The organism is Rhizobium sp. RSm-3 (genome assembly GCF_001854685.1).
Lineage (GTDB): Bacteria > Pseudomonadota > Alphaproteobacteria > Rhizobiales > Rhizobiaceae > Rhizobium > Rhizobium ecuadorense.
Genome location: NZ_MAWZ01000033.1, coordinates 1 through 23,068, shown reverse-complemented (window position 1 = coordinate 23,068; position 23,068 = coordinate 1). Strand labels below are relative to the sequence as shown.

Annotated in this window: 21 protein-coding genes and 1 pseudogene; 11 read left to right on the top strand and 11 right to left on the bottom strand. The window is 62.9% G+C overall.

The genetic code is table 11. From position 1 onward, the window contains the following. A pseudogene (locus BBJ66_RS22780) lies at positions 1 to 461 on the top strand (IS5 family transposase); the annotation flags it as partial. Positions 462 to 572: 111 nt separating this feature from the next. Here the strand turns inward: BBJ66_RS22780 and BBJ66_RS22775 are convergent. Beyond that, the gene (locus BBJ66_RS22775) at positions 573 to 929 is read right to left on the bottom strand and encodes a DUF4406 domain-containing protein (RefSeq protein WP_071090013.1); all 357 of its coding nucleotides are present in this window, start codon (positions 927 to 929) and stop codon (positions 573 to 575) included. A 128-nt stretch (positions 930 to 1,057) separates the two neighbouring features. On the opposite strand from BBJ66_RS22775, the gene BBJ66_RS22770 reads away from it, so the two are divergent. Then, the gene (locus tag BBJ66_RS22770) at positions 1,058 to 1,813 is read left to right on the top strand and encodes a DeoR/GlpR family DNA-binding transcription regulator (protein ID WP_071090007.1); all 756 of its coding nucleotides are present in this window, start codon (positions 1,058 to 1,060) and stop codon (positions 1,811 to 1,813) included. Here the strand turns inward: BBJ66_RS22770 and BBJ66_RS22765 are convergent, their stop codons facing one another. After that, entirely contained in the window at positions 1,814 to 2,821 is a 1,008-nt protein-coding gene (locus tag BBJ66_RS22765) for an asparaginase (protein ID WP_071090004.1), read from the bottom strand. It lies immediately after the preceding gene. 706 nt (positions 2,822 to 3,527) lie between these two features. Between BBJ66_RS22765 and BBJ66_RS22755 the strand changes: the two genes are divergently transcribed. Continuing rightward, on the top strand, positions 3,528 to 4,739 hold the full coding sequence (locus BBJ66_RS22755) for an MFS transporter (protein ID WP_071090001.1): 1,212 nt from the start codon (positions 3,528 to 3,530) through the stop codon (positions 4,737 to 4,739). 28 nt (positions 4,740 to 4,767) lie between these two features. Here BBJ66_RS22755 and BBJ66_RS22750 read toward each other — a convergent pair whose 3' ends face one another. Next, a complete protein-coding gene (locus BBJ66_RS22750; protein WP_071089998.1) occupies positions 4,768 to 5,391 on the bottom strand; it encodes a helix-turn-helix transcriptional regulator in 624 nt (207 codons plus the stop codon). 101 nt (positions 5,392 to 5,492) lie between these two features. On the opposite strand from BBJ66_RS22750, the gene BBJ66_RS22745 reads away from it, so the two are divergent. Further along, on the top strand, positions 5,493 to 6,920 hold the full coding sequence (locus BBJ66_RS22745) for an MFS transporter (protein WP_071089995.1): 1,428 nt from the start codon (positions 5,493 to 5,495) through the stop codon (positions 6,918 to 6,920). A gap of 159 nt (positions 6,921 to 7,079) precedes the next feature. On the opposite strand, the gene BBJ66_RS22740 is transcribed toward BBJ66_RS22745, so the two are convergent. From BBJ66_RS22740 to BBJ66_RS22720, 5 genes are all read right to left on the bottom strand, one after another. Then, positions 7,080 to 7,859 carry a class I SAM-dependent methyltransferase gene (locus BBJ66_RS22740; RefSeq protein ID WP_071089992.1) on the bottom strand — a complete coding sequence of 260 codons (780 nt, stop codon included), beginning with the start codon at positions 7,857 to 7,859 and terminating at the stop codon, positions 7,080 to 7,082. A gap of 161 nt (positions 7,860 to 8,020) precedes the next feature. Next, entirely contained in the window at positions 8,021 to 9,016 is a 996-nt protein-coding gene (locus BBJ66_RS22735; RefSeq protein ID WP_071089989.1) for an NAD(P)H-quinone oxidoreductase, read from the bottom strand. 94 nt (positions 9,017 to 9,110) lie between these two features. Continuing rightward, complete coding sequence (locus BBJ66_RS22730) at positions 9,111 to 10,928, bottom strand: GGDEF domain-containing protein (protein WP_071089986.1); 1,818 nt, start codon at positions 10,926 to 10,928, stop codon at positions 9,111 to 9,113. A 157-nt stretch (positions 10,929 to 11,085) separates the two neighbouring features. Continuing rightward, the gene (locus BBJ66_RS22725) at positions 11,086 to 11,328 is read right to left on the bottom strand and encodes a ribbon-helix-helix domain-containing protein (RefSeq protein WP_071089983.1); all 243 of its coding nucleotides are present in this window, start codon (positions 11,326 to 11,328) and stop codon (positions 11,086 to 11,088) included. Between the two features lie 162 nt (positions 11,329 to 11,490). Continuing rightward, positions 11,491 to 12,039 carry an HdeD family acid-resistance protein gene (locus BBJ66_RS22720; RefSeq protein ID WP_071089980.1) on the bottom strand — a complete coding sequence of 183 codons (549 nt, stop codon included), beginning with the start codon at positions 12,037 to 12,039 and terminating at the stop codon, positions 11,491 to 11,493. Between the two features lie 141 nt (positions 12,040 to 12,180). On the opposite strand from BBJ66_RS22720, the gene betI reads away from it, so the two are divergent. From betI to betA, 3 genes are all read left to right on the top strand, one after another. Continuing rightward, a complete protein-coding gene (betI, locus tag BBJ66_RS22715) occupies positions 12,181 to 12,828 on the top strand; it encodes a transcriptional regulator BetI (RefSeq protein WP_244511736.1) in 648 nt (215 codons plus the stop codon). A gap of 1 nt (position 12,829) precedes the next feature. Then, positions 12,830 to 14,293 (top strand): betaine-aldehyde dehydrogenase, encoded by a 1,464-nt coding sequence (betB, locus tag BBJ66_RS22710; RefSeq protein WP_071089974.1) that lies wholly within the window; start codon positions 12,830 to 12,832, stop codon positions 14,291 to 14,293. Positions 14,294 to 14,496: 203 nt separating this feature from the next. Continuing rightward, a complete protein-coding gene (gene betA, locus BBJ66_RS22705) occupies positions 14,497 to 16,146 on the top strand; it encodes a choline dehydrogenase (RefSeq protein WP_071089971.1) in 1,650 nt (549 codons plus the stop codon). Positions 16,147 to 16,228: 82 nt separating this feature from the next. Here the strand turns inward: betA and BBJ66_RS22700 are convergent, their stop codons facing one another. Then, the gene (locus BBJ66_RS22700; RefSeq protein WP_071089968.1) at positions 16,229 to 16,702 is read right to left on the bottom strand and encodes a DUF6644 family protein; all 474 of its coding nucleotides are present in this window, start codon (positions 16,700 to 16,702) and stop codon (positions 16,229 to 16,231) included. A gap of 18 nt (positions 16,703 to 16,720) precedes the next feature. After that, positions 16,721 to 17,104, bottom strand: a complete 384-nt coding sequence (locus BBJ66_RS22695) for a DUF6152 family protein (RefSeq protein ID WP_071089965.1) — start codon at positions 17,102 to 17,104, stop codon at positions 16,721 to 16,723. Positions 17,105 to 17,252: 148 nt separating this feature from the next. Here BBJ66_RS22695 and BBJ66_RS22690 point away from each other — a divergent pair, with 148 nt between their 5' ends. Continuing rightward, positions 17,253 to 18,587: a chloride channel protein gene (locus BBJ66_RS22690; RefSeq protein ID WP_071089962.1), complete on the top strand. Its 1,335-nt coding sequence runs from the start codon at positions 17,253 to 17,255 to the stop codon at positions 18,585 to 18,587. A gap of 18 nt (positions 18,588 to 18,605) precedes the next feature. Here BBJ66_RS22690 and BBJ66_RS22685 read toward each other — a convergent pair whose 3' ends face one another. Next, positions 18,606 to 19,052: an RrF2 family transcriptional regulator gene (locus tag BBJ66_RS22685; RefSeq protein ID WP_049734528.1), complete on the bottom strand. Its 447-nt coding sequence runs from the start codon at positions 19,050 to 19,052 to the stop codon at positions 18,606 to 18,608. 419 nt (positions 19,053 to 19,471) lie between these two features. Between BBJ66_RS22685 and BBJ66_RS22680 the strand changes: the two genes are divergently transcribed. From BBJ66_RS22680 to cysN, 3 genes are all read left to right on the top strand, one after another. After that, positions 19,472 to 20,230: a phosphoadenylyl-sulfate reductase gene (locus BBJ66_RS22680; protein ID WP_071089959.1), complete on the top strand. Its 759-nt coding sequence runs from the start codon at positions 19,472 to 19,474 to the stop codon at positions 20,228 to 20,230. Between the two features lie 115 nt (positions 20,231 to 20,345). Next, complete coding sequence (gene cysD / locus BBJ66_RS22675) at positions 20,346 to 21,299, top strand: sulfate adenylyltransferase subunit CysD (protein ID WP_012556948.1); 954 nt, start codon at positions 20,346 to 20,348, stop codon at positions 21,297 to 21,299. A gap of 1 nt (position 21,300) precedes the next feature. Continuing rightward, positions 21,301 to 22,794, top strand: coding sequence for a sulfate adenylyltransferase subunit CysN (gene cysN, locus BBJ66_RS22670; RefSeq protein ID WP_071089956.1), 1,494 nt, complete (start codon positions 21,301 to 21,303; stop codon positions 22,792 to 22,794). Positions 22,795 to 23,068 lie beyond the last annotated feature (274 nt).

The window sequence follows — 23,068 nt, the reverse complement described above, 5'->3', positions numbered from 1 at the left end:
ATTCGCGCCCACCAGCACGCCTCCGGCGCAAAAAAGGGGCTGAAGATCAGGCCCTTGGCCGTTCSCGCGGCGGCTTGAGCACCAAAATCCATATGGCCGTGCGTGGCCTTGGATGTCCCGTTCGTTTCATTCTGACCGCCGGTCAGAAAGGCGATGCACCGCAAGCCGATCTCCTGATCGAAGACCTRCCAGCCGAGGTCGTCATGGCCGATACGGCCTACGACAGCGACCGGCTACGCAAACTCATTGCCGACAAGGGCGCGCAAGCGGTCATCCCGAACAACCCCTCGCGTGCCAAGAAGTATCCGCTCGACAAGCAACTYTATGCTCAGCGYTATCTCGTCGAATGCTGCTTCTCGAAGCTCAAGCAGTTTCGACGCATCGCCACACGATATGAGAAAACCGTTCGAAACTACAAAGCYATGATCGCTCTGGCCGCAACAATCCTATGGCTCAGATAAGTGTCCACAGCTCCTAAAGCAGCACACACGACAGAATGAAAACTGTCAGGTATCAGCCCGGTCCAAAATGTCGACCATCAACCCGGTCGTTCAATTGGACAAACCCACCCCTCACCCGCAGCCCGGCACATCCTCCAGCCGGTGCCAGACCGGGATGCCGCGTTCCCTGGCGATGCGCACGTCATTGTCCGCCCCCTTGGAATCGCCGGCCAAGCGCAGCACGCCCTCGCAGAGCTGCAGCAGCCGGCCGGCGACCGGATGGAAGATCTCTTCGTATAGCGCATCGCCAACCGATCTGCCGCCGGCGGCGTGCCAGATCGGCAGGGCCACCCATTCGCCGATCATCGGCACGTGGCCGGCCGCAAACAGCGCGTGCGAGGGCTGCTCTAGCCGCTTCAGATTGGCAGCCATCTTTTCCGGGTCGTCGCCCGTTCCCGACCTGTAAGGCCCGGCAATCAATATCAACATCATCCACTCCATCGCTGAGCATTCCCGGCTTCATGCACGGGATTTCGTGAAAATGCACGATATTTCTTGAATGTCGAGTCTATTCGTGCAATATTGGACATAAATGTTTAACTTCGTGCAGAGAGCCCATGCTGACGTCACAACGTAAAACCCTCATCCTCGACATATTGCGCCGTGACGGCCAAGTGATCGCCAAGCGCGTCGCCGAGGATTTTTCCCTATCGGAAGACACGATCCGCCGGGATCTCCGGGAAATGGCGGCGGAGGGGCTGTTGAAACGCGTGCATGGCGGCGCGATGCCGCTTTCTCCCGATCTGCCCGATTTCACCGCACGTCGCAGCGTCTCCTCAGAGATCAAGGCACGGCTGGGGGCTGCTGCGGCGGCGATGATCAAGCCGGGACAGATGATCTTTCTCGACGGCGGCACGACGACGGCGGAGGTCGCCCGGCGCTTGCCACGCGACATGCCGCTGACGGTTGCGACCCATAGCCCGACGATCGCCGCCGAACTCGAGCACCACCCGACGGCCGAGGTGATCCTGGTCGGCGGGCGGCTCTACAAACATTCGATGGTGGCGACGGGCGCGGCGGCGGCAGCGGCGATCTCGCAGCTGCGTCCCGACCTGTTCTTCCTCGGCGTCACGGCGGCGCATCCGGTGCACGGGCTTTCCACCGGCGATTTCGAGGAAGCGGCGATCAAACGGCATATCGCCCGCTGTTCGGCCGAAACCCATGTGCTGCTGACGCAGGAGAAGTTCGATCTCGTCTCGCCCTGCCCGGTGCTTGGAATTTCCGAGGTGGCGGGATTGATCGTGCCGGCGGAAATGCCGGCCGAGCGGCTGAAACCTTATCGCGACCTCAACGTCGCGATCGCCACGGCGTGATCACTCAGCCAGAACCGACGTGCCCCTGATATCGCCGACATGGATGCCGTTCCAATTGCGCATCGAGGTTGCGGCAAAGGCCGTCAGGGCGGCGTGCACCTCGTCTTCCGTTTCGAAGAAGCGGGCGAGTGTGGCGGCCACCATGCCTTCGGCGGCGCGGGTGGCGCCATCCTCGCATTTCAGCGCGATGGCGATGCCCTTTTCCGGGATCGCGGCGCAGAAGACGCCCTCGGCGCCGGTTTTGACGAAGATGCGGCCCGGAGCAATCTGCATCAGTTTCGTGCAGGCGCGGCCGGAGCCGGCGACATAGAAGGGTTCGGCCATGCAGGCCTCGATCAGCCGGCGGGATGCCTTGGCGCGCAACGGCTCCAGACCGACGCCGGTCGCCATTTTGGCAAAACCGTGGGCAAGGCTCCTGAGCGGCACGGCATAGGTCGGGATCGAGCAGCCGTCGGTGCCGCAGCTCTCGGCGCCGAGCACGGCGCCGGTCAGGCTTTCCAGCACCGCGCGGATTTCGACCTGCAGCGGGTGCTGATAGCCGACATAGCCCTTCGGATCGATATCCTGATGGCAGCAGGCGCAGATGAAGCCGGCGTGTTTTCCCGAGCAATTGTTGTGCAGCGCGGTCGGCGCCTCCAGCGCGCGGGCCTGCTGGATCAGGACCTTCTGGTTCATCGACCAATGGGCGCCGCATTCCAGCGCTTCGGCATTCCGGCCGGCGCGCGCCAGCATCGAAGCGGCAAGCGCCACATGCTCGTCCTCGCCATTATGCGAAGCGCAGGCGAGCGCCAGCTCCTTATCACCGAAACCATAGGCGTCGGCCGCACCGCTTTCGATCAGCGGCAGCGCCTGCATCGCCTTGCAGGCCGAACGCGGGAAAACGGCGGCGTCGATGTCGCCGAGCGAGAAAACGAGCTTGCCGTCGCCGTCGACGACCGCCACCGCGCCACGATGGCGGCTTTCGACGAGCAGGCCACGGGTAACTTCAACGGTGACGGGATTGGTCATGGGCTCTCATCCTGGTGCTGGCGGGATGCGGCAGGCATAGCGTGTCAGGGCGCGAAAGCCAACGGGGTTTAGGCTTTGCCGGAGTGTCGCAACGGCGTGCGCGGACGGCGGGTTTGGCGGAAACACACCGCCAGTCTCCGTCATCCCAGACCTTGAGCCTGGGACCATGGTGGCAGTTGATGGAGACGGCGTGGATCCACGGGTCAAGCCCGAGGAGGACGCAGGGTGGGGTGGGTTTCTGGAGCAAGTACCGCGACAGATGGCGTAATGGGAGATTAGTTGCGTCCCCTGCCGCGCTCAGACCGGCCTTGAAGTTGGATGCCTTCAGACGATATCCTGCAACCCAGTTCGCATTCGCAGGAATCGTTTTGCAATCAGGCCTATCCATTTCAGAGTCCATATTGTGGGTATTTTTCACGGTCGCCTCTCTCAGCCTGGCGTGCTGGTTGGCGCGCTGGCCCAAAAGGACAAGCGTTGGAATCATCCTTGGAGCACTTCTGGGGTTGGCCTTGATGTCCATTACCTCAGTTCTGGTCGGTTTCCTGGGAAACATTCTTCCCTTCGGGCAAATCGACTTCTGGCTCTCCAGTTTGACAGCGCAAATCTGAAGCAAACATCCATCACAGGAATTGACCGAATCGATCGAAAACTATCGTTTCTCTGATGCGTCAGATGCGGCTACAGGTGGTGCATCAGGAACCGCCCCATGTCACCCACCTTTTCCTTGATCCTGCGCGATAAGCGGATCCGCATTCCGGCCGTGACGCTCGTCGCGCTCGCCTTTACCTACGCCTCGACCGCGCCCTATCAGTCGATCATCGGGATCAACGAACTGGGCTTGAGCAACGGCACCTATTCGGCGCTGATCTTCTTCTCGGCGATCGTCAACGTCACCACCAGCCTGACGCTCGGCATCTGGTCCGACAGGTTGAAAGAGCGGCGGCCGCTGGTGCTGGGGCTTTCGGTCGCCGGCATGCTCGGCTTCGGGTCGATCGCGATCTTTCACAGCCCTGCCGTCTTCATCGTCTCGACGCTGTTGCTGGTGCCGATGAGCAACTCCACCTACTCGCTGCTGTTTGCCAGCCTGCGCGCCAGGACCAACCAGATGGATCGCGGCCAGGCGGCGGGAATCACGGCAACAGTGCGAGCGCTGTTTTCCGGCTCCTGGGCGTTGGCGCCGGGGATGATCGGCCTCTACCTCGTCAATTCGCCGTCGATGACGCCGGCCTATGGGATCGCGGCCCTGGCAAGCTGCACCTGTTTCTGCCTGTATTTCTTCTTCGCGCCCGGAAACGGCACGGCCGGTCCCTCCCCCGATCAGCCCAGGTTCCTGGCGTCGCTGAAGCGGATCTTCATGCCCTATGTCTTGGTCCGTGTCATCGTCATGGCGCTGCTGTTCGGGCTGCAGCGGTTAAACAGCATGCTCCTGCCGCTGATCATCACCCATGCGGCCGATGGAAGCGTGGTCGATGTCGGCTTCATCGCCGGGCTGACGGCCTTTCTCGAAATGCCGTTCATGGTGATGTGGGGCATGGCGCAGCGGTGGTTCCGCACCGTGCATGTGCTCGCCTTCGGCGCGCTGATCTATTGCGGCTATCTGCTGCTGCTCGGATTTGCCTCGGCACCCTGGCACATCTATGCGCTGCTCCTCCTCAACGCCTGCGGGGCGGCGGCGATCCTCAGCGTGCCGATCACGTATCTCCAGGACCTCATCGCAGACCGGCCGGGGCTCGGAACGTCGCTGATTTCGCTCAACACCTTCATCGGCACCGGCATCGCCGCCGGGCTTTTCGCCTTCGGCACATCGATCAGCGACTATTCCGGCACCGCCTTCGTCGGCGCCGCTGCTGGCTTGGTGTCGATCGGAGTCTTGCTTTATCTCGAAAGCGCCAGGCGGCAGGCGCGGCAGCCAGCCTGAAGCACGAGCTGCTTGTGAGCGGTATCGGTCAACGCGGCGTGATGCGATAGGCGCAGCGGCGGGCGCCCAAGAGGATGTGTTCGCTGCGCTCGACGTCGGCGCCGAGGGCGGCGCGGAAGGTTTCGAGTTCGGAGCGGCAGAAGCCGGCGCAGGCGGAAGCGGCTGCGCAGATCGGGCAGTGGTTTTCAACCAGCATGAAGGAGCCGTCCGCCTCCTGCCAGTGATCGGCCATATAGCCCTCGCGGGTGCGGATGGCGGCAAGGCCTGCGACACGCGCGGCAAGGTCGCCGGCATTTTGCAGTTCCTGCCGATAACGCTGCAGCGTCTCGGCCTCGCGGGCGGAGATGACGGTGTCAAGGGCTGTGGGTCCAAGCTGTTCGGTGAGCGTGACGAGCAGGTTTGCCGTCAGTTCGGCGTGGCCGTCCGGGAATTGCCGGTTGCCCGCGGCAGTCAGGTGCCAGAGCTGACGCGGTCGGCCCCTGCCCGTGGTCCCGACGGTGACCGGCTCGACCAGCCCCTGCTCCGCCAGCTTGGCGAGCTGCTGGCGGGCGGCCTCGCCCGAAATGCCGAGCGCATCGCCAATCGCGGCGCCGAGCTGCGGTCCGTCGGTCTTTATCAGGATCAGGATGCGGTTGGCGGGCGACTGGCGCATATTTTTCCAAGTCATGTCTTGTTTTAATCGAGGCGACATGTAATTTCCAACTTATAACTTGGAAAATAATCCTTCGCCAGCAAAAACATCGAGATTGTCCCATGTCGGATATCGACCAGACCACAACCGTTCCCAGCGCCAGCTCCCTCCTCCGCCTCTTCCTGCCCGAGCATCTGCCGGCAACGTTGATCCTTGCCGGCGGCGTGACGCTTTATGCGGTGGAGACTTACATCATGGCGACGATCGCGCCTTCGATCGTGCGCGACATCGGCGGGCTCGCGCTGTTTTCCTGGGTAACCAGCCTGTTCGTCGCCGCCGCCGTGCTCGGCTCGATCTTCGTCGCCATGCGGCCGCGGGGGATCGGGCTTCGCGCCGTCTATGTGATCGCCGCGCTGGTCTTCGGCGTGGGCAGCCTGATTGCCGCAGCCGCGCCGTCGATGCCCGTGGTGCTGGTCGGACGCTCGGTGCAGGGTCTCGGCACCGGGGCGCTGGCAGCGCTTGGTTATGCCTTCATCCGCTTCGTCTATCCCGAGCCGTTATGGACGAAGGCGACGACGCTCTATGCGGCGATCTGGGGTGTGGCGACCGTCATCGGGCCGACGCTTGGCGGCTTCTTCTCCTCCGGCAGCAACTGGCGCTACGCCTTCATCGTACTGGTGCCGCTCGGCCTGGCGATGGCGGTGCTGGCGCCGCGGCTGCTGCCGGAAGTCGAGGACGACCGCGAGCAGGCGAAAACGCCAATTGCCCAGATCGGGCTGCTGCTCGGCGCCGTGCTGATGGTCAGCACCGCCGGCACCATCGAGACGACGGCCGCGAAAATCGCTTTGATCGCGGCCTCGATCACCGCGGTCGGCGGCATGCTTATCATCGAGAGCCGAAGCCCGAACCGGCTGCTGCCCTCCGGCGCGGTCAGCCTTTCCCGGCCGATTGCACGGGTGTACCTGATCATGCTTGCGATGACCGTCGTGCTCGTCAGCGATGTCTTCATTCCCTATTTCCTGCAGGTGCTGCACGGGGTGACACCGCTTGTCTCAGGTTATCTGGTGGCGCTCGTCGCCCTCGGCTGGACGTTTTCGGCCTTCCTCAGCGGCTCGCTGACCGGCCGCCGCGCGCGGGCGGCGATCGTCGCCGGGGCGCTGATCGAGGCGGCAGCGACCCTTTCGCTGGCGGTTTTTCTCGCGCGCGACAATCCGCAGGCGCATATGATCTTCATCGTGCCGGCGGCTACGGCCATGTTCATGATGGGCTTCGGCGTCGGGCTCGGCTGGGCGCATCTCGTCGCCATGGTCCTGACGCTCGTCGCCGGCAACGAGCAGGACAAGGCGTCCGCGGCGATCCCAACGATGAGTTCGCTCGGCGGCGCTTTCGGCGCGGCCTTCGCCGGCCTCATCGCCAATGGCGCCGGCCTCGTCGATCCGGGCGGCGTTGCCGGCAGCATCTCGGCGGCCTACTGGCTCTATGCCGCGATGGCGCTGCCTAGCATCGTCGCAATTGCGGCAGCAATTACGCTGAGAGACGGCCGAAATTAAAAAAGGCGCCTCGGTTCGGGGGCGCCTTTCACGTTTGAACCCAGAAACCAAAGCGCGCCGCATCGAACCTGATTCATGCAGCGCGCTAGCTCATTGTTTTATGCATGTCGTTATCCCGGAACGACTGCACACTTCCGGCAACATGCATTAGCCGTGCCCTCAGGCGACGTTGCGCTCCGGTTCCGGCTCCTGCTGGACGGCCTGCTGCTTCACCCCGAGATAGAGGACGGAGTTGCGGCCGATGCCATAGGTATCGCAGACGTCGGGCGTCAGGAATTCGGTGACCGGAATTTGCTGGACAGCCAGACCGGCGCGCCGGATCACATCGATGAACCCGGACTTTGAGAAGAGACGCACGTGGTCATCCTGGCCGAAATGCGCCCAGCGGCCTTCCGGCGTCGTCACGTTGGGATCTTCATGGGTGTCCTCGATCGACAGGCAGATCGGCGCCATCAGGATGGCGACGCTGTCTTGCTTGAGAACCCGCCGGATTTCGGCGGTGGCACGCACCGGATCCTCGACATGCTCGAGCACGTGGGAGCAAAGCACGAAGTCAAAGCTCTCGTCTGCGTAGGGCAGGTTGTGGATATCAGCCTTGTCGTCTGCCTCGGGCAAATACATGTCGCAGCTGCGATAGAAGACATGCGGGTGGGTCTTGAGCCAGAAGGTCAAGGCGCGGCCCGGCGCAATGTCCAGGAAGCGGACGGCCTGTGCCTGGTCGAGGCGCTGGAACACCGGCGTCAGGAACAACGCGAAGAGCCTGTCGCGATCGGTCGAATGACAATTGGGGCAGCTATAGGCCTGATGGTTGATCGTCTCGAATTCATCGACGCGATAGGGAAAGCCGTGCTCGACCGCCTTGTCGATGTAGTAGCGCGGAAGCGGTACGAAATGCGGAATTCTGCTGCGGCAGATGGGGCAGGCGTGGAAAAGGGCCATTGTATTCCTCGTAGGGACCGTACAACGCGCAAGCAACACCACATCAAGATGCGCAGTTTCGGGGCCGGGTTTCGATCAGACGACTGTTCAACGACCCCGGAGACTCACAGACAGCCAAGATCGGCCTCACCTTGCGCATGAATGCTGGTCCGAAGCTGACCTCAGAGGGCGAGCATGATCTTGCCGATATGGCTGCCGTCTTCCATCAGCCGATGGGCTGCGACGACCTCTTCGAAGGCAAAGACCTTGTGGATGACCGGGGCGATGGTGCCGGCCTCCAGAAGCGGCCAGACCTCGGAGAGCAGGTCGTCGCGGATGGCGCGTTTTTCCTCCGCCGTGCGCGGGCGCATGGTGGAGCCGGTCACCGTCAGGCGCTTGACCATGATCGGCGACAGATTGACCTTTTCGGCAACGGCGCCGCCGAGGAAGGCGATGATCGACAGGCAGCCGTCTTTTCCAAGCGAGGCGAGGTTGCGCTCGAAATAGGCCGCGCCGATCATATCGAGGATGATATCGACGCCCTGGCCGGTCTCGGCCTTGATCACCTCGGCGAAATCCTCGCTGCGGTAATTGATCGCCCGCTTGGCGCCAAGCCTTTCGCAGGCCGCGCATTTCTCGCTCGAGCCTGCTGTCGCATAGACCTCGGCGCCGAAGGCGCGGGCGAGCTGTATCGCCGTCGTGCCGATGCCGCTCGTGCCGCCATGGATCAGCACCGTCTCGCCTTCCGTCAGCCCGGCCATCTGGAAGAGATTGGCCCAGACGGTGAAGAAGGTTTCGGGAAGGGCCGCAGCCTTCACCGCGTCATAGCCCTTGGGAAAGGGCAGAATCTGGCCTGCCGGCAGCAGGCAATATTCGGCATAGGCGCCGCCGTTGGCCAGGCCGCAGACCTTGTCGCCGACACCGTAGCCGCTGACGCCAGGGCCAATCGCAACGATTTCGCCAGAGAGTTCCAGACCGAGGATCGGGCTCGCATCCTTGGGCGCGGGATAGCTGCCCTGGCGCTGGGCGACATCGGGGCGGTTGACGCCGATCGCCTCGGCGCGCACCAGAACCTGACCTTCGCCTGGGACAGGCAGCGCCCGTTTGCCAATCGACATCACCTCCGGTGCGCCGAAGGATGGCAGATCGACGAAACGCATTTCCTGGGGCAATGACATTTCCCGAGGCAGTGACATGGCGCGACCCTCCCTGATCGGAACAAGGAAATAAGTCAGCCCCGCGGGCTTGGAAAGGCTTGAAGTAGCAAGGGCGTCAATTCGCCTCGCCCAGCAAGTGAAAGACGAGACCCTCCTCGCTCTCCTTGGCGGCCGACTTGATGACGGCGATCTCGGCACTGACCCGGTTGATATCGTCGATAACAAGGCCTTCCGGCAGTTCGATGACGCCGATCGAGCAGCGCATCAGCGGAAACAGGGCTTCGGCGCCGTTGCGGTCGTGGCCGAGGATGCGGCCGGCGGCGCGATGTTCGTCGGAATAGAGATCGAGCACATCGTCGTGGAAATCGCTGATCAGCCGGTCGAGAATCTCGGTCAGCTCCTCCTTCGTCCAGCCGACGGCGCCGATGAAGAAATCATCGCCGCCAACATGGCCGAGAAAGTGCCGCTCAGCGAAGAAATAGCGGCGCATCAGCGCGGCAAACAGCGAGATCGCGTGATCGCCGAGATGGAAGCCATAGGCATCGTTGAACGGCTTGAAATTGTCGAAATCGCAATAGCAGAAGTGGCGAACCTCATCGCCGTCGCGGCCGGACTGGCGCATGAAATCGCGGATGGCGCGATTACCAGGCAGGCCGGTCAGCGGGTTCTGGTCCTGGGCCGTTTTCAGCTGCTTCTCGTTGATCACCTTGATCAGCGAGGCGGCGGAGACGACGCCGGCATAGCGCATATTGTCGGTCAGGATCAGGCAGTTGCTGCCCTCCATATTGGCGAAGATCGCCATCAAATGCTCGGCGTCGCTGTCGAGGCCGACGATCGGCGCCATCTCGACGAAATGCGAGATGCTGCGCTCATACATCTTGTTCTTCAGGAGATCGCGGCCGAAGGGCTGATAGATGTACTCCTTGAGATGCTGCTCGTGAATGATGCCGCGCGGCTCGCTATTGGCGTTGAGCACAGGAAAGAAGGCCTGGCGCGGGTTGCGGCGGAAGAGTTCGAAGACGCTGTCGATGCTGTCGCTCTCGTGCACCGCCGGCAGGAGTTCGATCTGCTTGCGGATAAGGATCTCGTCGAGCGACTGGCTGCCGCGCTTGGTCTTTCCGAGTTCCTGCAGATGCGGGAACGACGGCGCCAGTTCCGACATGTGCGTCGTCGGGCGGGAGATGAACCATCCCTGGACGAGGTCGACGCCATATTCGCGGCAGGCGATGAATTCAGCCTCGGTCTCGATGCCTTCGGCAATGACGCGGGTGCCGAGCACATGAGCGATGTTGACGATGCTCTTCAAGAGATGGCGTTTGCGCGGGCTGCGGTCGATCTCGGCAACGAAATGGCGGTCGATCTTCAGATAATCGACAGAATGATCGCAAAGCAGCTTCATCTCGCCGTGACCGACGCCGAAATCATCGATCGCCAGCTTGAAACCGGCCTTGCGCAGCTTCGAAACAAGGGCCGCAAATTCCGGCACGCTGGTATTGTCGAAGCGTTCGGAGAATTCGAAGCAGACGGAGGACGGCGGAATATTGGCCTTCCGCAAGTGCTGCAGCAGGTTCTCGACGAGGCGTTCGCCATGCGGGATCAGCCGAACATCGAGATTAAGGAACAGTGTCGAGGTGGAGAAATTCGACAGCGTCGCAAATTTGGCGAGCGCGCGGCTGGCGAGCATCTGCTCGAACGGCAGCAGTTGGCCGGCCTGATGGGCCTCGTCGAGAATGTCGACCGGCGTGTCGTAACCGATGCGCTCCTGGCCGCGCATCAGGGATTCGTAACCGAAAACCGTGCCGGTTCCGGCCTCGACGATCGGCTGGAAGGCATTCTCGACCACGAGCTTGGCAAGCGTGACGATCTGATCGCTGGCATAGCGGCGCAGGACGCCGGGCTCGATGGTGGCCGCCAGGGAAGTCCCGCTCTTCATGTGGCTGATCTCCACTGCGACGTGTTCCTTTTCATCCGGAACGTGCCGCGGAAGGATCAATGAACCCTTTCGCCAATATGAAAGTTTTGTGAAAGACGCAGGCCGTCGCCACGCGCTCCGCGTTTATCCGAATTCTAAAATACAATCAGGCGCTTAGTCAAGCCGAACGACGGCGCTGTGCCTCATGATCGGCGAACATGTCGGCGACGCATCTGCCGCCGGATGGCGTGCCCTCGTCGTCGAGGACATCGTCGCGGAATTCGTTGAGCTTGCGGGCGCTATCCCAGAGGCGCAACGCCTCGCGGACAACCTCGCTGCTCGAGGCATAACCGCCATTATCGACGGCGGCGCGGATGCCCGCTGCCTGTTGCGGAGAGATGGAAACGGTGACCATCGGCATGAACTTCCTCCCTTTTTTATTCAGGCAGAACCCTGCCTTTGGGGGACGCATGACCATTTGCGGCGATCGTACACAGGACCACCCGCTTTTGGCGAGCGGTCCATACACCTTAAGTCTAATCCCCTGTCATGCCCTTGTCAAAATAGGCGTATCAAAAAGGCGTCAACTGCGGATGCCGAGGCCGAAGGCGATCATGGTCGAGCCCTGGATGATGAGATCGGCGGCCAGGAACAGGCCGAGGACCCAGAGGCTATTGACTGGCCAGCCGAGCGCGATGACGAAGCCGGCAAGAGCGGTGACGACACCGCTGGCGACGATCCAGCCCCAGCCTTTGGCCGGCTTCATCTTCCTTCCGACCCAGGTGCGGAAGACGCCGGCAATGACGAGCGCCAGCGACAGAAACAGCGTCAGCGCCGCCGAGGTCAGGATCGGATTGACGAAGGCTGAGATGCCGGCGAGCACGTAAAGCAGGCCGCTCAGCGCCCAGAACAGCACATGATCCCAACCGCGCACCTGGAAGGCGTGGACGAGATAGATGACGCCGCCAAACAGCATGAGCATGCCGATATAATAGACCGAGACGACGGTGGCGAGCATCAGGTTGCCGAGGGCGATCAGGCCGCAGACAAAAAGCAGGACGCCGAGACCGATGAACCAGATCCATTTCGACTGCAGCTGAGATGTCGGCATTCCGTCAAAAACATCTGTCATAACGCACCTCCCCGTTAGGTTCGAATATGTTGCAGCGATGGCGCGGGAAAAGATGCGGCGGCATCCGAGATCGAGAAAGATTTTTATTGATTGATCAGTCAATCAAAAATAACATGGTGCCGTTTTCAGGGAGTTGGCGTTTTGCCCAAAGTCGGAATGGAGCCAGTGCGCCGCAAGGCGCTTGTCGATGCGGCGCTGCGGGTGATCGGCGATCACGGCTCGCTTGGTGTCACCATGTCCGACATCGCCCGCCAGGCCGGCGTGTCGCCAGCCCTTGCGCATCACTATTTCGGCAGCAAGGAACAGTTGCTGATCGAGACGATCCGCTCGCTTCTCAGGCAATTGCGCCGTGATACGGTGGCGGCGCTGAAGGCCGCCCGGACGCCGCGCGAACGGCTTTCGGCCGTCATCCGCGTCAGCTTCCATGCCGACCAGTTCGCGCCCGACACGATTGCCGCCTGGCTTGCCTTTTACGCCGAAGCGCAGCGTTCGGAGGAGACGCGGCGCTTCCTGGTGGTCTATGCCCGCCGGCTGCGCTCCAACCTGCTTGCCGATCTCAAGGCGCTGCTGCCGGCCGACGCCGCAGAACGCATCGCCGAAGGCGCTGCGGCGATGATCGACGGGCTCTACATCAGGCAAAGTCTGAAATCGGCGCCGATCGGCATCGAAGCCTCGATCGCGCTGACGGAGGATTATCTGAACGCGCTTCTGGCCGCCACCTCCCCTTCCCGTCCCTTGGACCCCCCAGGGGAGAGGGAAAACCATATCGCACCACCTAGGGATAAATGACATGAAAGCCCAACCGAAAGCCTCGCACTTCATCGACGGCGAATATGTCGAGGATAGCGATGGCGCCGTCATCGAGAGCCTCTATCCGGCGACCGGCGAGGTGATCGCCCGGCTGCATGCGGCAACGCCCGCGATCGTCGAGAAGGCGGTTGCGGCGGCCAGACGCGCCCAGCCGGAATGGGCGGCAATGAGCCCGATGGCGCGCGGGCGCATCCTCAAACGCGCCGCCGAGATCATGCGTGAGCGGAACCGCGCGCTGTCGGAACTGGAAACGCTCGATACCGGCAAGCCGATCCAGGAGACCGTTGTCGCCGACCCGACCTCGGGCGCCGACGCCTTCGAATTCTTCGGCGGCGTAGCACCCGCCGGCCTCAACGGATCGCATATCCCGCTCGGCCAGGATTTCGCCTATACCAAGCGTGTCCCCCTCGGCGTCTGCGTCGGCATCGGCGCCTGGAACTATCCGCAGCAGATCGCTTGCTGGAAGGGTGCGCCGGCGCTCATCTGCGGCAATGCCATGGTGTTCAAGCCCTCGGAAAACACCCCGCTCGGCGCCCTGAAGATCGCCGAAATCCTGCACGAGGCGGGTCTGCCGAAGGGGCTCTTCAACGTCATCCAGGGCGACCGCGATACCGGGCCGCTGCTCGTCAACCATCCCGATGTCGCCAAGGTGTCGCTGACCGGATCGGTGCCGACCGGACGCCGGGTGGCGGCGGCGGCGGCCGGCAATCTGAAGCACGTGACGATGGAGCTCGGCGGCAAGTCGCCGTTGATCGTCTTCGACGACGCCGATCTCGATTCGGCGGTCGGCGGAGCGATGCTCGGCAATTTCTATTCGACCGGCCAGGTCTGCTCGAACGGCACCCGCGTCTTCGTGCAGAAGGGGATCAAGGCCGAATTCCTGAAGCGGCTGAAGGCGCGCACCGAAGCGATGCTGATCGGCGATCCGCTTGATGAGGCGACGCAGGTCGGCCCGATGGTCTCCTGGGCGCAGCGCGAGAAGGTGGTCGCCTACATCGAGAAGGGCAAAGCCGAGGGCGCGACACTTGTTGCCGGCGGCGGCATTCCCAACAATGTCTCCGGCGAAGGCTATTATGTGCAGCCGACCGTGTTTGCCGATGTCACCGACGATATGACCATCGCCCGCGAGGAGATCTTCGGGCCTGTCATGTCGGTGCTCGATTTCGACGATGAAGACGAAGTCATCACACGCGCCAATGCCAGCGAATTCGGCCTGTCTGGCGGCGTCTTCACCGCCGACCTCACCCGCGCCCACCGCGTCGTCGATCGGCTGGAGGCCGGCACGCTCTGGATCAACACCTATAATCTCTGCCCGGTCGAGATCCCCTTCGGCGGCTCGAAACAATCCGGCTTCGGCCGCGAGAATTCGCTGGCGGCGCTGGAGCATTATTCCGAGCTGAAGACGGTTTACGTCGGCATGGGGCCGGTGCAAGCGCCTTATTGAACGGCGCAAGACGCGGCCCCTCACCCTAACCCTCTCCCCGCTCGCGGGGAGAGGGGACGTGGCAAACGGGGCGGTCAAGAATGCCGAAACGGTGCGGCATATCCCTTCTCCCCGCGAGCGGGGAGAAGGTGGCGGCAGCCGGATGAGGGGCAGGCGCGGCGAACAAACAGCCGGCCGAAGGGCAAATCGAGAAAGACAGAACCATGCAAGCAGATTTCGTCATCATCGGCTCGGGCTCCGCCGGCTCCGCCCTCGCCTATCGCCTCTCCGAAGACGGCAAGAATACCGTCATCGTCATCGAGGCGGGCGGCAGCGATTTCGGCCCGTTCATCCAGATGCCGGCAGCGCTTGCCTGGCCGATGAGCATGAAGCGCTACAATTGGGGTTATCTTTCCGAACCGGAGCCCAATCTCAACAACCGGCGCATCACCGCGCCGCGCGGCAAGGTGATCGGCGGCTCCTCCTCGATCAACGGCATGGTCTATGTGCGCGGCCATGCTGAGGATTTCAATCGCTGGGAGGAACTCGGCGCCAGCGGCTGGGCCTATGCCGACGTTCTCCCCTATTTCAAGCGGATGGAGCATTCGCATGGCGGCGAGGAGGGCTGGCGCGGCACCGACGGGCCGCTGCATGTCCAGCGCGGCGGCTTCACCAATCCGCTGTTTCGCGCCTTCGTCGAGGCCGGCAAACAGGCGGGCTTCGAGACGACGGAGGATTATAACGGCAGCAAGCAGGAAGGCTTCGGGCTGATGGAGCAGACCATCTTTTCCGGCCGCCGCTGGTCTGCCGCCAACGCCTATCTGAAACCGGCGCTGAAGCGGAAGAATGTCGAGATCGTCTACGGTTTCGCGCGCAAGGTGATAATCGAGAACGGCCGGGCGACGGGCGTCGAAATCGAACGCGGCGGCAGGATCGAGGTCGTCAAGGCCAATCGCGAGGTGATCGTCTCGGCCTCTTCCTTCAATTCGCCGAAGCTCTTGATGCTGTCGGGCATCGGACCGGCTGCGCATCTCAAGGAGATGGGCATCGCGGTGAAGGCCGACCGGCCGGGTGTCGGCGCCAACCTGCAGGACCATATGGAATTCTACTTCCAGCAGGTGAGCACCAAGCCGGTGTCGCTCTATTCCTGGCTGCCGTGGTTCTGGCAGGGGGTGGCCGGGGCGCAATGGCTGCTCTCCAAGGGCGGGCTCGGCGCGTCGAACCAGTTCGAGGCCTGCGCCTTCCTGCGCTCCGCGCCGGGACTGAAGCAGCCCGACATCCAGTACCATTTCCTGCCGGTGGCGATCAGCTATGACGGCAAGGCGGCGGCCAAAAGCCACGGCTTCCAGGTGCATGTCGGCTACAACCTGTCGAAATCGCGCGGCAGCGTGACGCTGCGTTCGGCCGATCCCAAGGCCGACCCGGTGCTGCGCTTCAACTATATGAGCCATGCCGAGGACTGGGAGAAATTCCGCCACTGCGTGCGCCTGACACGCGAACTCTTCGGGCAAGCGGCCTTCGACCATTATCGCGGGGCGGAGATCCAGCCCGGAGAGAGCGTGCAGAGCGACGAAGAGATCGACGCCTTCCTGCGCGAGCATCTGGAAAGCGCCTATCACCCCTGCGGCACCTGCAAGATGGGCGCCAAGGACGATCCGATGGCGGTGGTCGATCCACAGACCCGGGTGATCGGCGTCGAGGCCCTGCGCGTCGCCGACAGCTCGATCTTCCCGCATGTCACCTACGGCAACCTCAACGGCCCGTCGATCATGACCGGCGAAAAGGCCGCCGACCACATCCTCGGCAAACAGCCGCTGGCGCGCTCGAACCAGGAGCCGTGGGTCAATCCAAGGGCGGCGGTCAGCGATCGGTGATGGCTGGAGAGAGCTGCCGTCGCCTGTCGCGGGGATGTTCTGGAATTCAGCACTGTTGCTATAGCCCAGGTTTTGTTCGATCTCAGAGAAACCCGATCCACCGCCCAGCAACCACGGCGGCGATCCAGGTTGCGGCCGACAGGGCGGCGGCGAGGCGCAGGCCGGGTCGGACGATTCCCGTTGAAACCAGCGTCTTCCAGCCACGCCCGAGATGAACCGCCAGCAGGTTGAGCAGGCCGAGCCCGATCAGGCAGAGCTTGGCGAGGAAGGCGGGGTTGGCGGCATATTCGACCGCCCTCACACTGAAGAGGCAGAAGCCGGTGAGAATGGCCGCGGCCAGACCGACGGCCGCGGAGCGGGAGAGAAACGGCGCGATGATCTCCACCGGCACCTTGCGGAAGAAGCCGGCGAGCCTCAGATCGAGCGGCAGAATGGCGCCGACGAGCAGGCCGATCGCCAGGATATGGCCTGTATTGACGAACATGTAGAGTGTTGCGGAACGCCGAAGCGCGACCGCGGGCGCGGTGGCCGACAGCCATTCGAGAATGTCGATCACAGCTCGGCTCGCCCTCAGTCAGTTCGTCCGGATGCGATCCGGATAGATATCGTAGCGCTTCTCGCCGATGGTGATGCGCACCGCCTTCATCCGCTTCTCCTGCGGATCCTGCGACCGGTTTCCGAGTGCCGTCACCTGATCGCCTGGCTTTGCGACGCCTTCGACGAAGCCCGAGCGTTCGGTCTGGCGCGGATTGCCGAGTTCGACACGCCACAGGCCGTCATCGGTCGCGACATCGAGGATCGGATGCGGCCCGCCCATCGAGATTTTCTCTATGGTGCCGCGCAGCTCGATCTGGTCCGCTTCGGCCCAGGACCAGCCGTGATGAGCGGCAGCGCCTGTGGCAAGGGCAGCCGACAGACCGACGGCGACCAGCATATGCTTTGTCGAAAGTGTAAACATGGTTGTTCTCCCTACCCCAATGGACAGGCAGGTGGAGCACCGCACCGGCGAAAAAAGGCATTTCACCAAATCTTGAAGAAAGAGATGGTCCTTTCCCTGCAAACGGGTTTAGGAAGAGGCCCTGCCCCTGTCCAACATCCGTTCCGGCATGCCAGTGTTCTATCGCAAATCCCGACTTCTTCGCCGATCCCGTGTTCTCTGGGGTTCTCTCGCGCTCTGGCGTCCGCGGCTGATCTTCTGGTGCGGCGCCTTTGCGATCGGCATCATCAGCGTCGGCTTTGCCAGGCTTGCCGATCTCGCCCAGCGCGCCTTTGCCGGCCTGACCACATCGGGCGAATGGGGCTTCCTGCTGCCGCTCGTCATCACGCCGCTCGGCTTCATGCTGTCGGCCTATCTTGCGGCGCGGTTTTTCCCGAACGCGCAAGGCAGCGGCATTCCCCAGGCGATCGCCGCCCGGCATCTGCGCGACCCGGAAGACCGCGCCCGCCTGCTGTCGCTGCGGCTCGTCTTCGGCAAGATCGTGCTGACCGTGCTCGGCCTCCTCAGCGGCGCGTCGATCGGCCGCGAAGGGCCGACCGTGCAGGTGGGCGCATCGATCATGCTGGCCGTTGCCCGCTTCGGCGGCATGGCGCAAGCCCGCGGCCTGATCCTCGCCGGTTCGGCGGCCGGCATTGCTGCCGCCTTCAACACGCCGCTTGCCGGCATCGTCTTTGCCATCGAGGAGATGAGCCGGACCTACGAATCGCGCGCCAACGGCCTGGTTCTGACCGCCGTCATCCTGTCCGGCCTTGCCGCGCTCGGGCTTGCCGGCAGTTATAATTATTTCGGCTCGACATCCGTTGCGCCGGCTTCGCTGCGCGACTGGGAACTGGTGCTCGTCTGCGGCATCGGCGGCGGCGCCCTTGGCGCTGCTTTCAGCGGCCTTGCGCTCCATGCCGGCCAGCATATCCGCCGTTTCGCGCAGCCGCAGCCGCTGCGCCGGATGGTCCTGCTGGCGGCCGTCTGCGGCCTTGCCGTCGCCATCATCGGCATGCTCTCGGGCGGCACGACCTTCGGCACCGGTTACGATCAGGCGAAAGGGGCCGTCGAAGGCAATCCCCTTCCCCTCATCTTCTTCCTGGAAAAGCTGGTTGCCGGCTTCCTGTCGATGATTTCAGGCATTCCGGGCGGCATCTTCGCGCCTTCGCTTGCCGTCGGCGCCGGCTTCGGCAGCACCGTCGGCCAGCTGATGGGCAGCGGCATTGCGCTTGCGGCAATCCTCGGCATGGCCGGCTATTTCTCCGGCGTGGTGCAGGCGCCGATGACGGCCTTCGTCATCATTCTGGAAATGACCGGCGATCACCAGGCCGTCATCCCGATCATGGCGGTGTCGATGATCGGCTACATCACCTCGCGGCTCCTCTCGCGCGAGCCGCTCTACCACGGCCTCTCGCGCGTCTTCATCGCCGCAGCGATCAGGGCGCGGCGGGCGGGAGCGGGATGATCCCAGGAAAGCAGCCGGTCAGGCGAGCAGGCGGGTGACTTCGGCGCCATGCCTCGGGCCGACGGCGTCGGCGATGGTGGTGGAGAACAGCACCTTGCGGGTGGCGTCGGCCACCTTGGCGAAGACGTGGCGGATCTGGCAGTTCTGTTCGCCGTCGCAATCGTCGCATTTGCGGTAGGCGGTGATCGACAGGCATGGCAGCGGGGCGATCGGGCCATCGATGATGCGCAGGATTTCGCCGAAGGTGATGGTGTGGGCGGGCTTCAGCAACAGATAGCCCCCCTGCTTGCCGCGGCGGCTGACGACGATGCCGTGATGCTTCAGGTCGAGCAGGATCTGTTCGAGGAATTTCTTCGGGATCTTCTGCTGGGCGGCGATGTCGGAAATCATCACCGGTTCGTCGGTATCCGCATCTGCCAGAACCGTCAGCGCCCGCAGCGCATATTTCGCCTTTTGCGTAATCATCTCAGACCATCGACACACAGGCGGCGCGAATCTCCGCGCCGCTACGGAAGTACTTTCACCTCTATGGCACAACCAGCATGAACGGAATTTGAACACGCCGGAGAAAGCCTTGAGGAGCAAGCGTTTTCGGCCTTGTTTTTCCCTCTCGGCCAAGCTGTCACAATCTACGCTTAAACCGCTCTCTCCGCACCTTTTTCGGCATCACTTCAGATTTCGGATTGACAGGCCGCGTGTAACTCTACTATTTTTATAGACATACCAGCTGTTCGCGGGGATTTTGATCCTCGGGCGGCTGTTTTTTTGCATTGCGGCAGCTTCGGAGAGATATTTGCTCCTCCGGCCGCAGCTTTCGAAATCCCTTTTTCTGTCCGATCCAGGATTGAACTGCGATACTCCCGTCAACAAAGGACAGGATTCTCATGACTGTTATCAATAGGATTGCGGAAGAAGGGCCGATTGCGCAAGCCGAGGCGCTGAACGACAGGCTGGCAGGCCTCGACCTGGCCGGGCGTCTGTCGCTGGTCTCCGGGTTTGGCGGCCGCGTGGTGTTCACCACCTCGCTCGGCATCGAAGACCAGGTGATATCAGCCGAGATCGGCACGCATCGCCTGCCGATCGACGTCGCGACGCTGCAGACCGGCCGGCTGTTTGCCGAGACGCTGTCGCTGATCGAAGAGACGGAAAGCCAGTACGACATCCATATCCAACGCTACGAGCCCGAGAAGGCCGATATCGACGCCTATGCGGCGCAATACGGCCTCAACGGTTTCTACGAGAGCGTCGAAGCACGACATGCCTGTTGTGGCGTGCGCAAGCTGAAGCCGCTTGCGCGCGCACTCGAAGGTGCGACGATCTGGATCACCGGCCTGCGCCGCGGCCAATCGGCCAATCGCGCCGAAACGCCGTTTGCCGAGTATGACGCCGAACGGCACCTCTTGAAGGTCAATCCGCTCGCCGATTGGGACCTCGAGGCGATCAAGGCCTTCGTGTCCGAGAACGGCGTGCCGGTCAATCCGTTGCATCAGCGCGGCTATCCCTCGATCGGCTGCGAGCCCTGCACCCGGGCGATCAAGCCCGGCGAGCCGGAACGCGCCGGCCGCTGGTGGTGGGAGCAGGACGAAACGCGCGAATGCGGCCTGCATGTCGCCGAAGAGGCCTCAGTGATCGCCGCACAATAATCCACTTCACGGCCTACCGGATCAGGGCGCGGCGATCGCCGCAGCCTTGGGGGAAGCTAACGCTTAAGAAATTGCCTTGCGGTCAGCCGTAAGGATCGACAGTCTGGAGTAAGACATGCCCGATAGCCGTCCGGATACGGAACTCAGCAATCCCCAGAGCGCCAAGGCGCCGCTCGACCCGCATCTGAAGGCGCTGGAAAACGAATCCATCCATATCTTCCGCGAGGTTGCGGCCGAATTCGAGCGTCCCGTCATGCTCTATTCGATCGGCAAGGATTCGTCGGTGCTGCTGCACCTGGCGCGCAAGGCCTTCTATCCCGGCCGCGTGCCCTTCCCGCTGCTGCATGTGAACACCGGCTGGAAATTCCGCGAGATGATCGCCTTCCGCGATGAGACCGCGAAGAAGTACGATCTCGACCTGATCGAGCACATCAATCCGCGCGGTGCGGCCGAAAACATCACGCCCTTCACCCATGGTTCAGCCGCCTTCACCGACATCATGAAGACCGAGGGGCTGCGCCAGGCGCTCGATGCGGGCCAGTTCGACGCCGCTTTCGGCGGCGCACGGCGCGACGAGGAAGCCAGCCGCGCCAAGGAACGCATCTATTCCTTTCGCACCCCCGACCACCGCTGGGATCCGCGCAACCAGCGGCCGGAACTTTGGAACGTCTATAACGGCATGATCCGCAAGGGCGAAAGTGTGCGCGCCTTCCCGCTGTCGAACTGGACCGAAGTCGATATCTGGCGCTACATCCAGGCCGAGGACATTCCGCTAGTGCCGCTCTATTACGCCAAGAAGCGGCCGTTCGTGGAGCGCGACGGCATGATGATCCTGGCCGAGGATCCGCGCCTGGAACTGCTGCCCGGCGAAGTCCGTCAGGAAGGCATGATTCGCTTCCGCACCCTCGGCGACTTCCCGCTGACCGGCGCCATCCGCTCACAGGCGACCACGCTGGAAGAGGTGATTGCCGAACTCGAAATTGCAACGGTGTCCGAACGCCAGGGCCGCGCCATCGACCGCGACCAGTCCGGCTCCATGGAAAAGAAAAAGCGTGAAGGATATTTCTGAGATGACCGCAGCCAACACCGCCGTCTCGGCCACCGCCGTCAGCCTGCCCGCGGCCGAGCCGCAGAGGGCCCAGCGCGACTCTCGCCCGCTGCGGCTGATCACCTGCGGCAGCGTCGATGACGGCAAGTCGACCCTGATCGGCCGCCTGCTCTGGGACACCAAGGCGGTCAAGGAAGACCAGGCCGCCACGCTGCAGCGCGATTCCACCGGCAAGCAGAACGATCTCGGCCTGCCCGACTTCGCGCTGCTGCTCGACGGCCTGCAGGCCGAGCGCGAACAGGGCATCACCATCGATGTCGCCTATCGCTATTTCTCGACCGACAAGCGCTCCTTCATCGTTGCCGACACGCCCGGCCACGAGCAATATACCCGCAACATGGCGACCGGCGCCTCGACCGCCGATCTCGCCATCCTGCTCGTCGATGCGCGTTTCGGCATTCTCGAACAGACGCGCCGTCACGCGACGATCGCCTCGCTGCTCGGGATCAAGCAGTTCGTGCTTGCCGTCAACAAGATCGATCTGACGGGCTATGACCGCGCCGGTTTCGACAAGATTACCCATGAATTCCGGGAATTTGCGCTGTCGCTCGGCGTCAAGCAGATCACCGCCATTCCGATGTCGGCGCTGAAGGGCGAAAACGTCGTCTATTCCGGCCAGGCCGCCATGCCCTGGTACACCGGCCCGACGCTGGTGGAGACGCTGGAGCTTGCGACCGTGCGCTCGTCGCAGACGGTCGGCTTCCGGCTTTCGGTGCAGCGCGTCTCGCGTCCGGGCGAAAGCTTCCGCGGCTATCAGGGCACGGTTGCCGGCGGCTCGGTCAAGCCGGGTGACAGCGTCATGATCCTGCCGTCCGGCATGGTCGCCAATGTCTCCAAGATCGTCACCTTCGATCTGGTCCGCAATGCGGCGGTCGCCGGCGATGCGATCACGCTGGTGCTCGACCGCCAGGTCGATGTGGCGCGCGGCGACATGATCGTCTCGATCGACGCCCAGCCGCAGGTCGGCCTTGCCTTCGACGCGCAGATCGTCGCACTGCAGCCCGAGGGCATCGAACCCGGCAAACGCTACTGGCTGAAAAGCGGTTCGCGCCGCCAGCGTGTCCAGGTGCAGCCGCTCAGCCAGCTCGAGCTGAAGACCGGCACATGGACTGCCGCCCAGCGGCTCTACATGAACGCCATCGGCAAAGTCCGGCTCGTCTTCGACGAAGCGGCAATCTTCGACCCCTATGAGCAGAACCGGCTGTCCGGCTCCTTCATCCTGATCGACCCGGAGACCAACAACACGGTCGCCGGCGGCATGGTGACGGGCAAGCGCACCGAACTCGGCGGCCTGCACAATGGCGAAGGCCGCGTCATCCTCTCGCTTCCGGCCGATCTTGCCGAGCAGATCATGGCCAGCGAACTCTTCGCCAGCCGCAGCCACGAAGCCGAGGTGCGCCGCATGACGGCAGCCGAGGCGGCCGACCTCTGGTCGAGCGCTGCAAGCGATATCTGACAGGAGATAAGGGGCCAGCAAGGCTGGCCTCTTATGGGAGGCCCGAACCCGCTGGCTGCTGGCTGGCGGATTCTCTGTCGCGCGGCAGGGAACCGATGAGAAGCTGAGACTTTGCCATGCTGCTTGACGCGCAATTGGCAGATCCCTCAGCTCAATTCTCTGTGTCGGCCTCTCCAGCCGCTAGACCGTTTTGCATTTAGGTTGACCCATATCCTGCGTTTCGGATGTAGTTTGCGCATTCGTTTGGTTTGATTGTCTCTATGGTTCGAGCCAA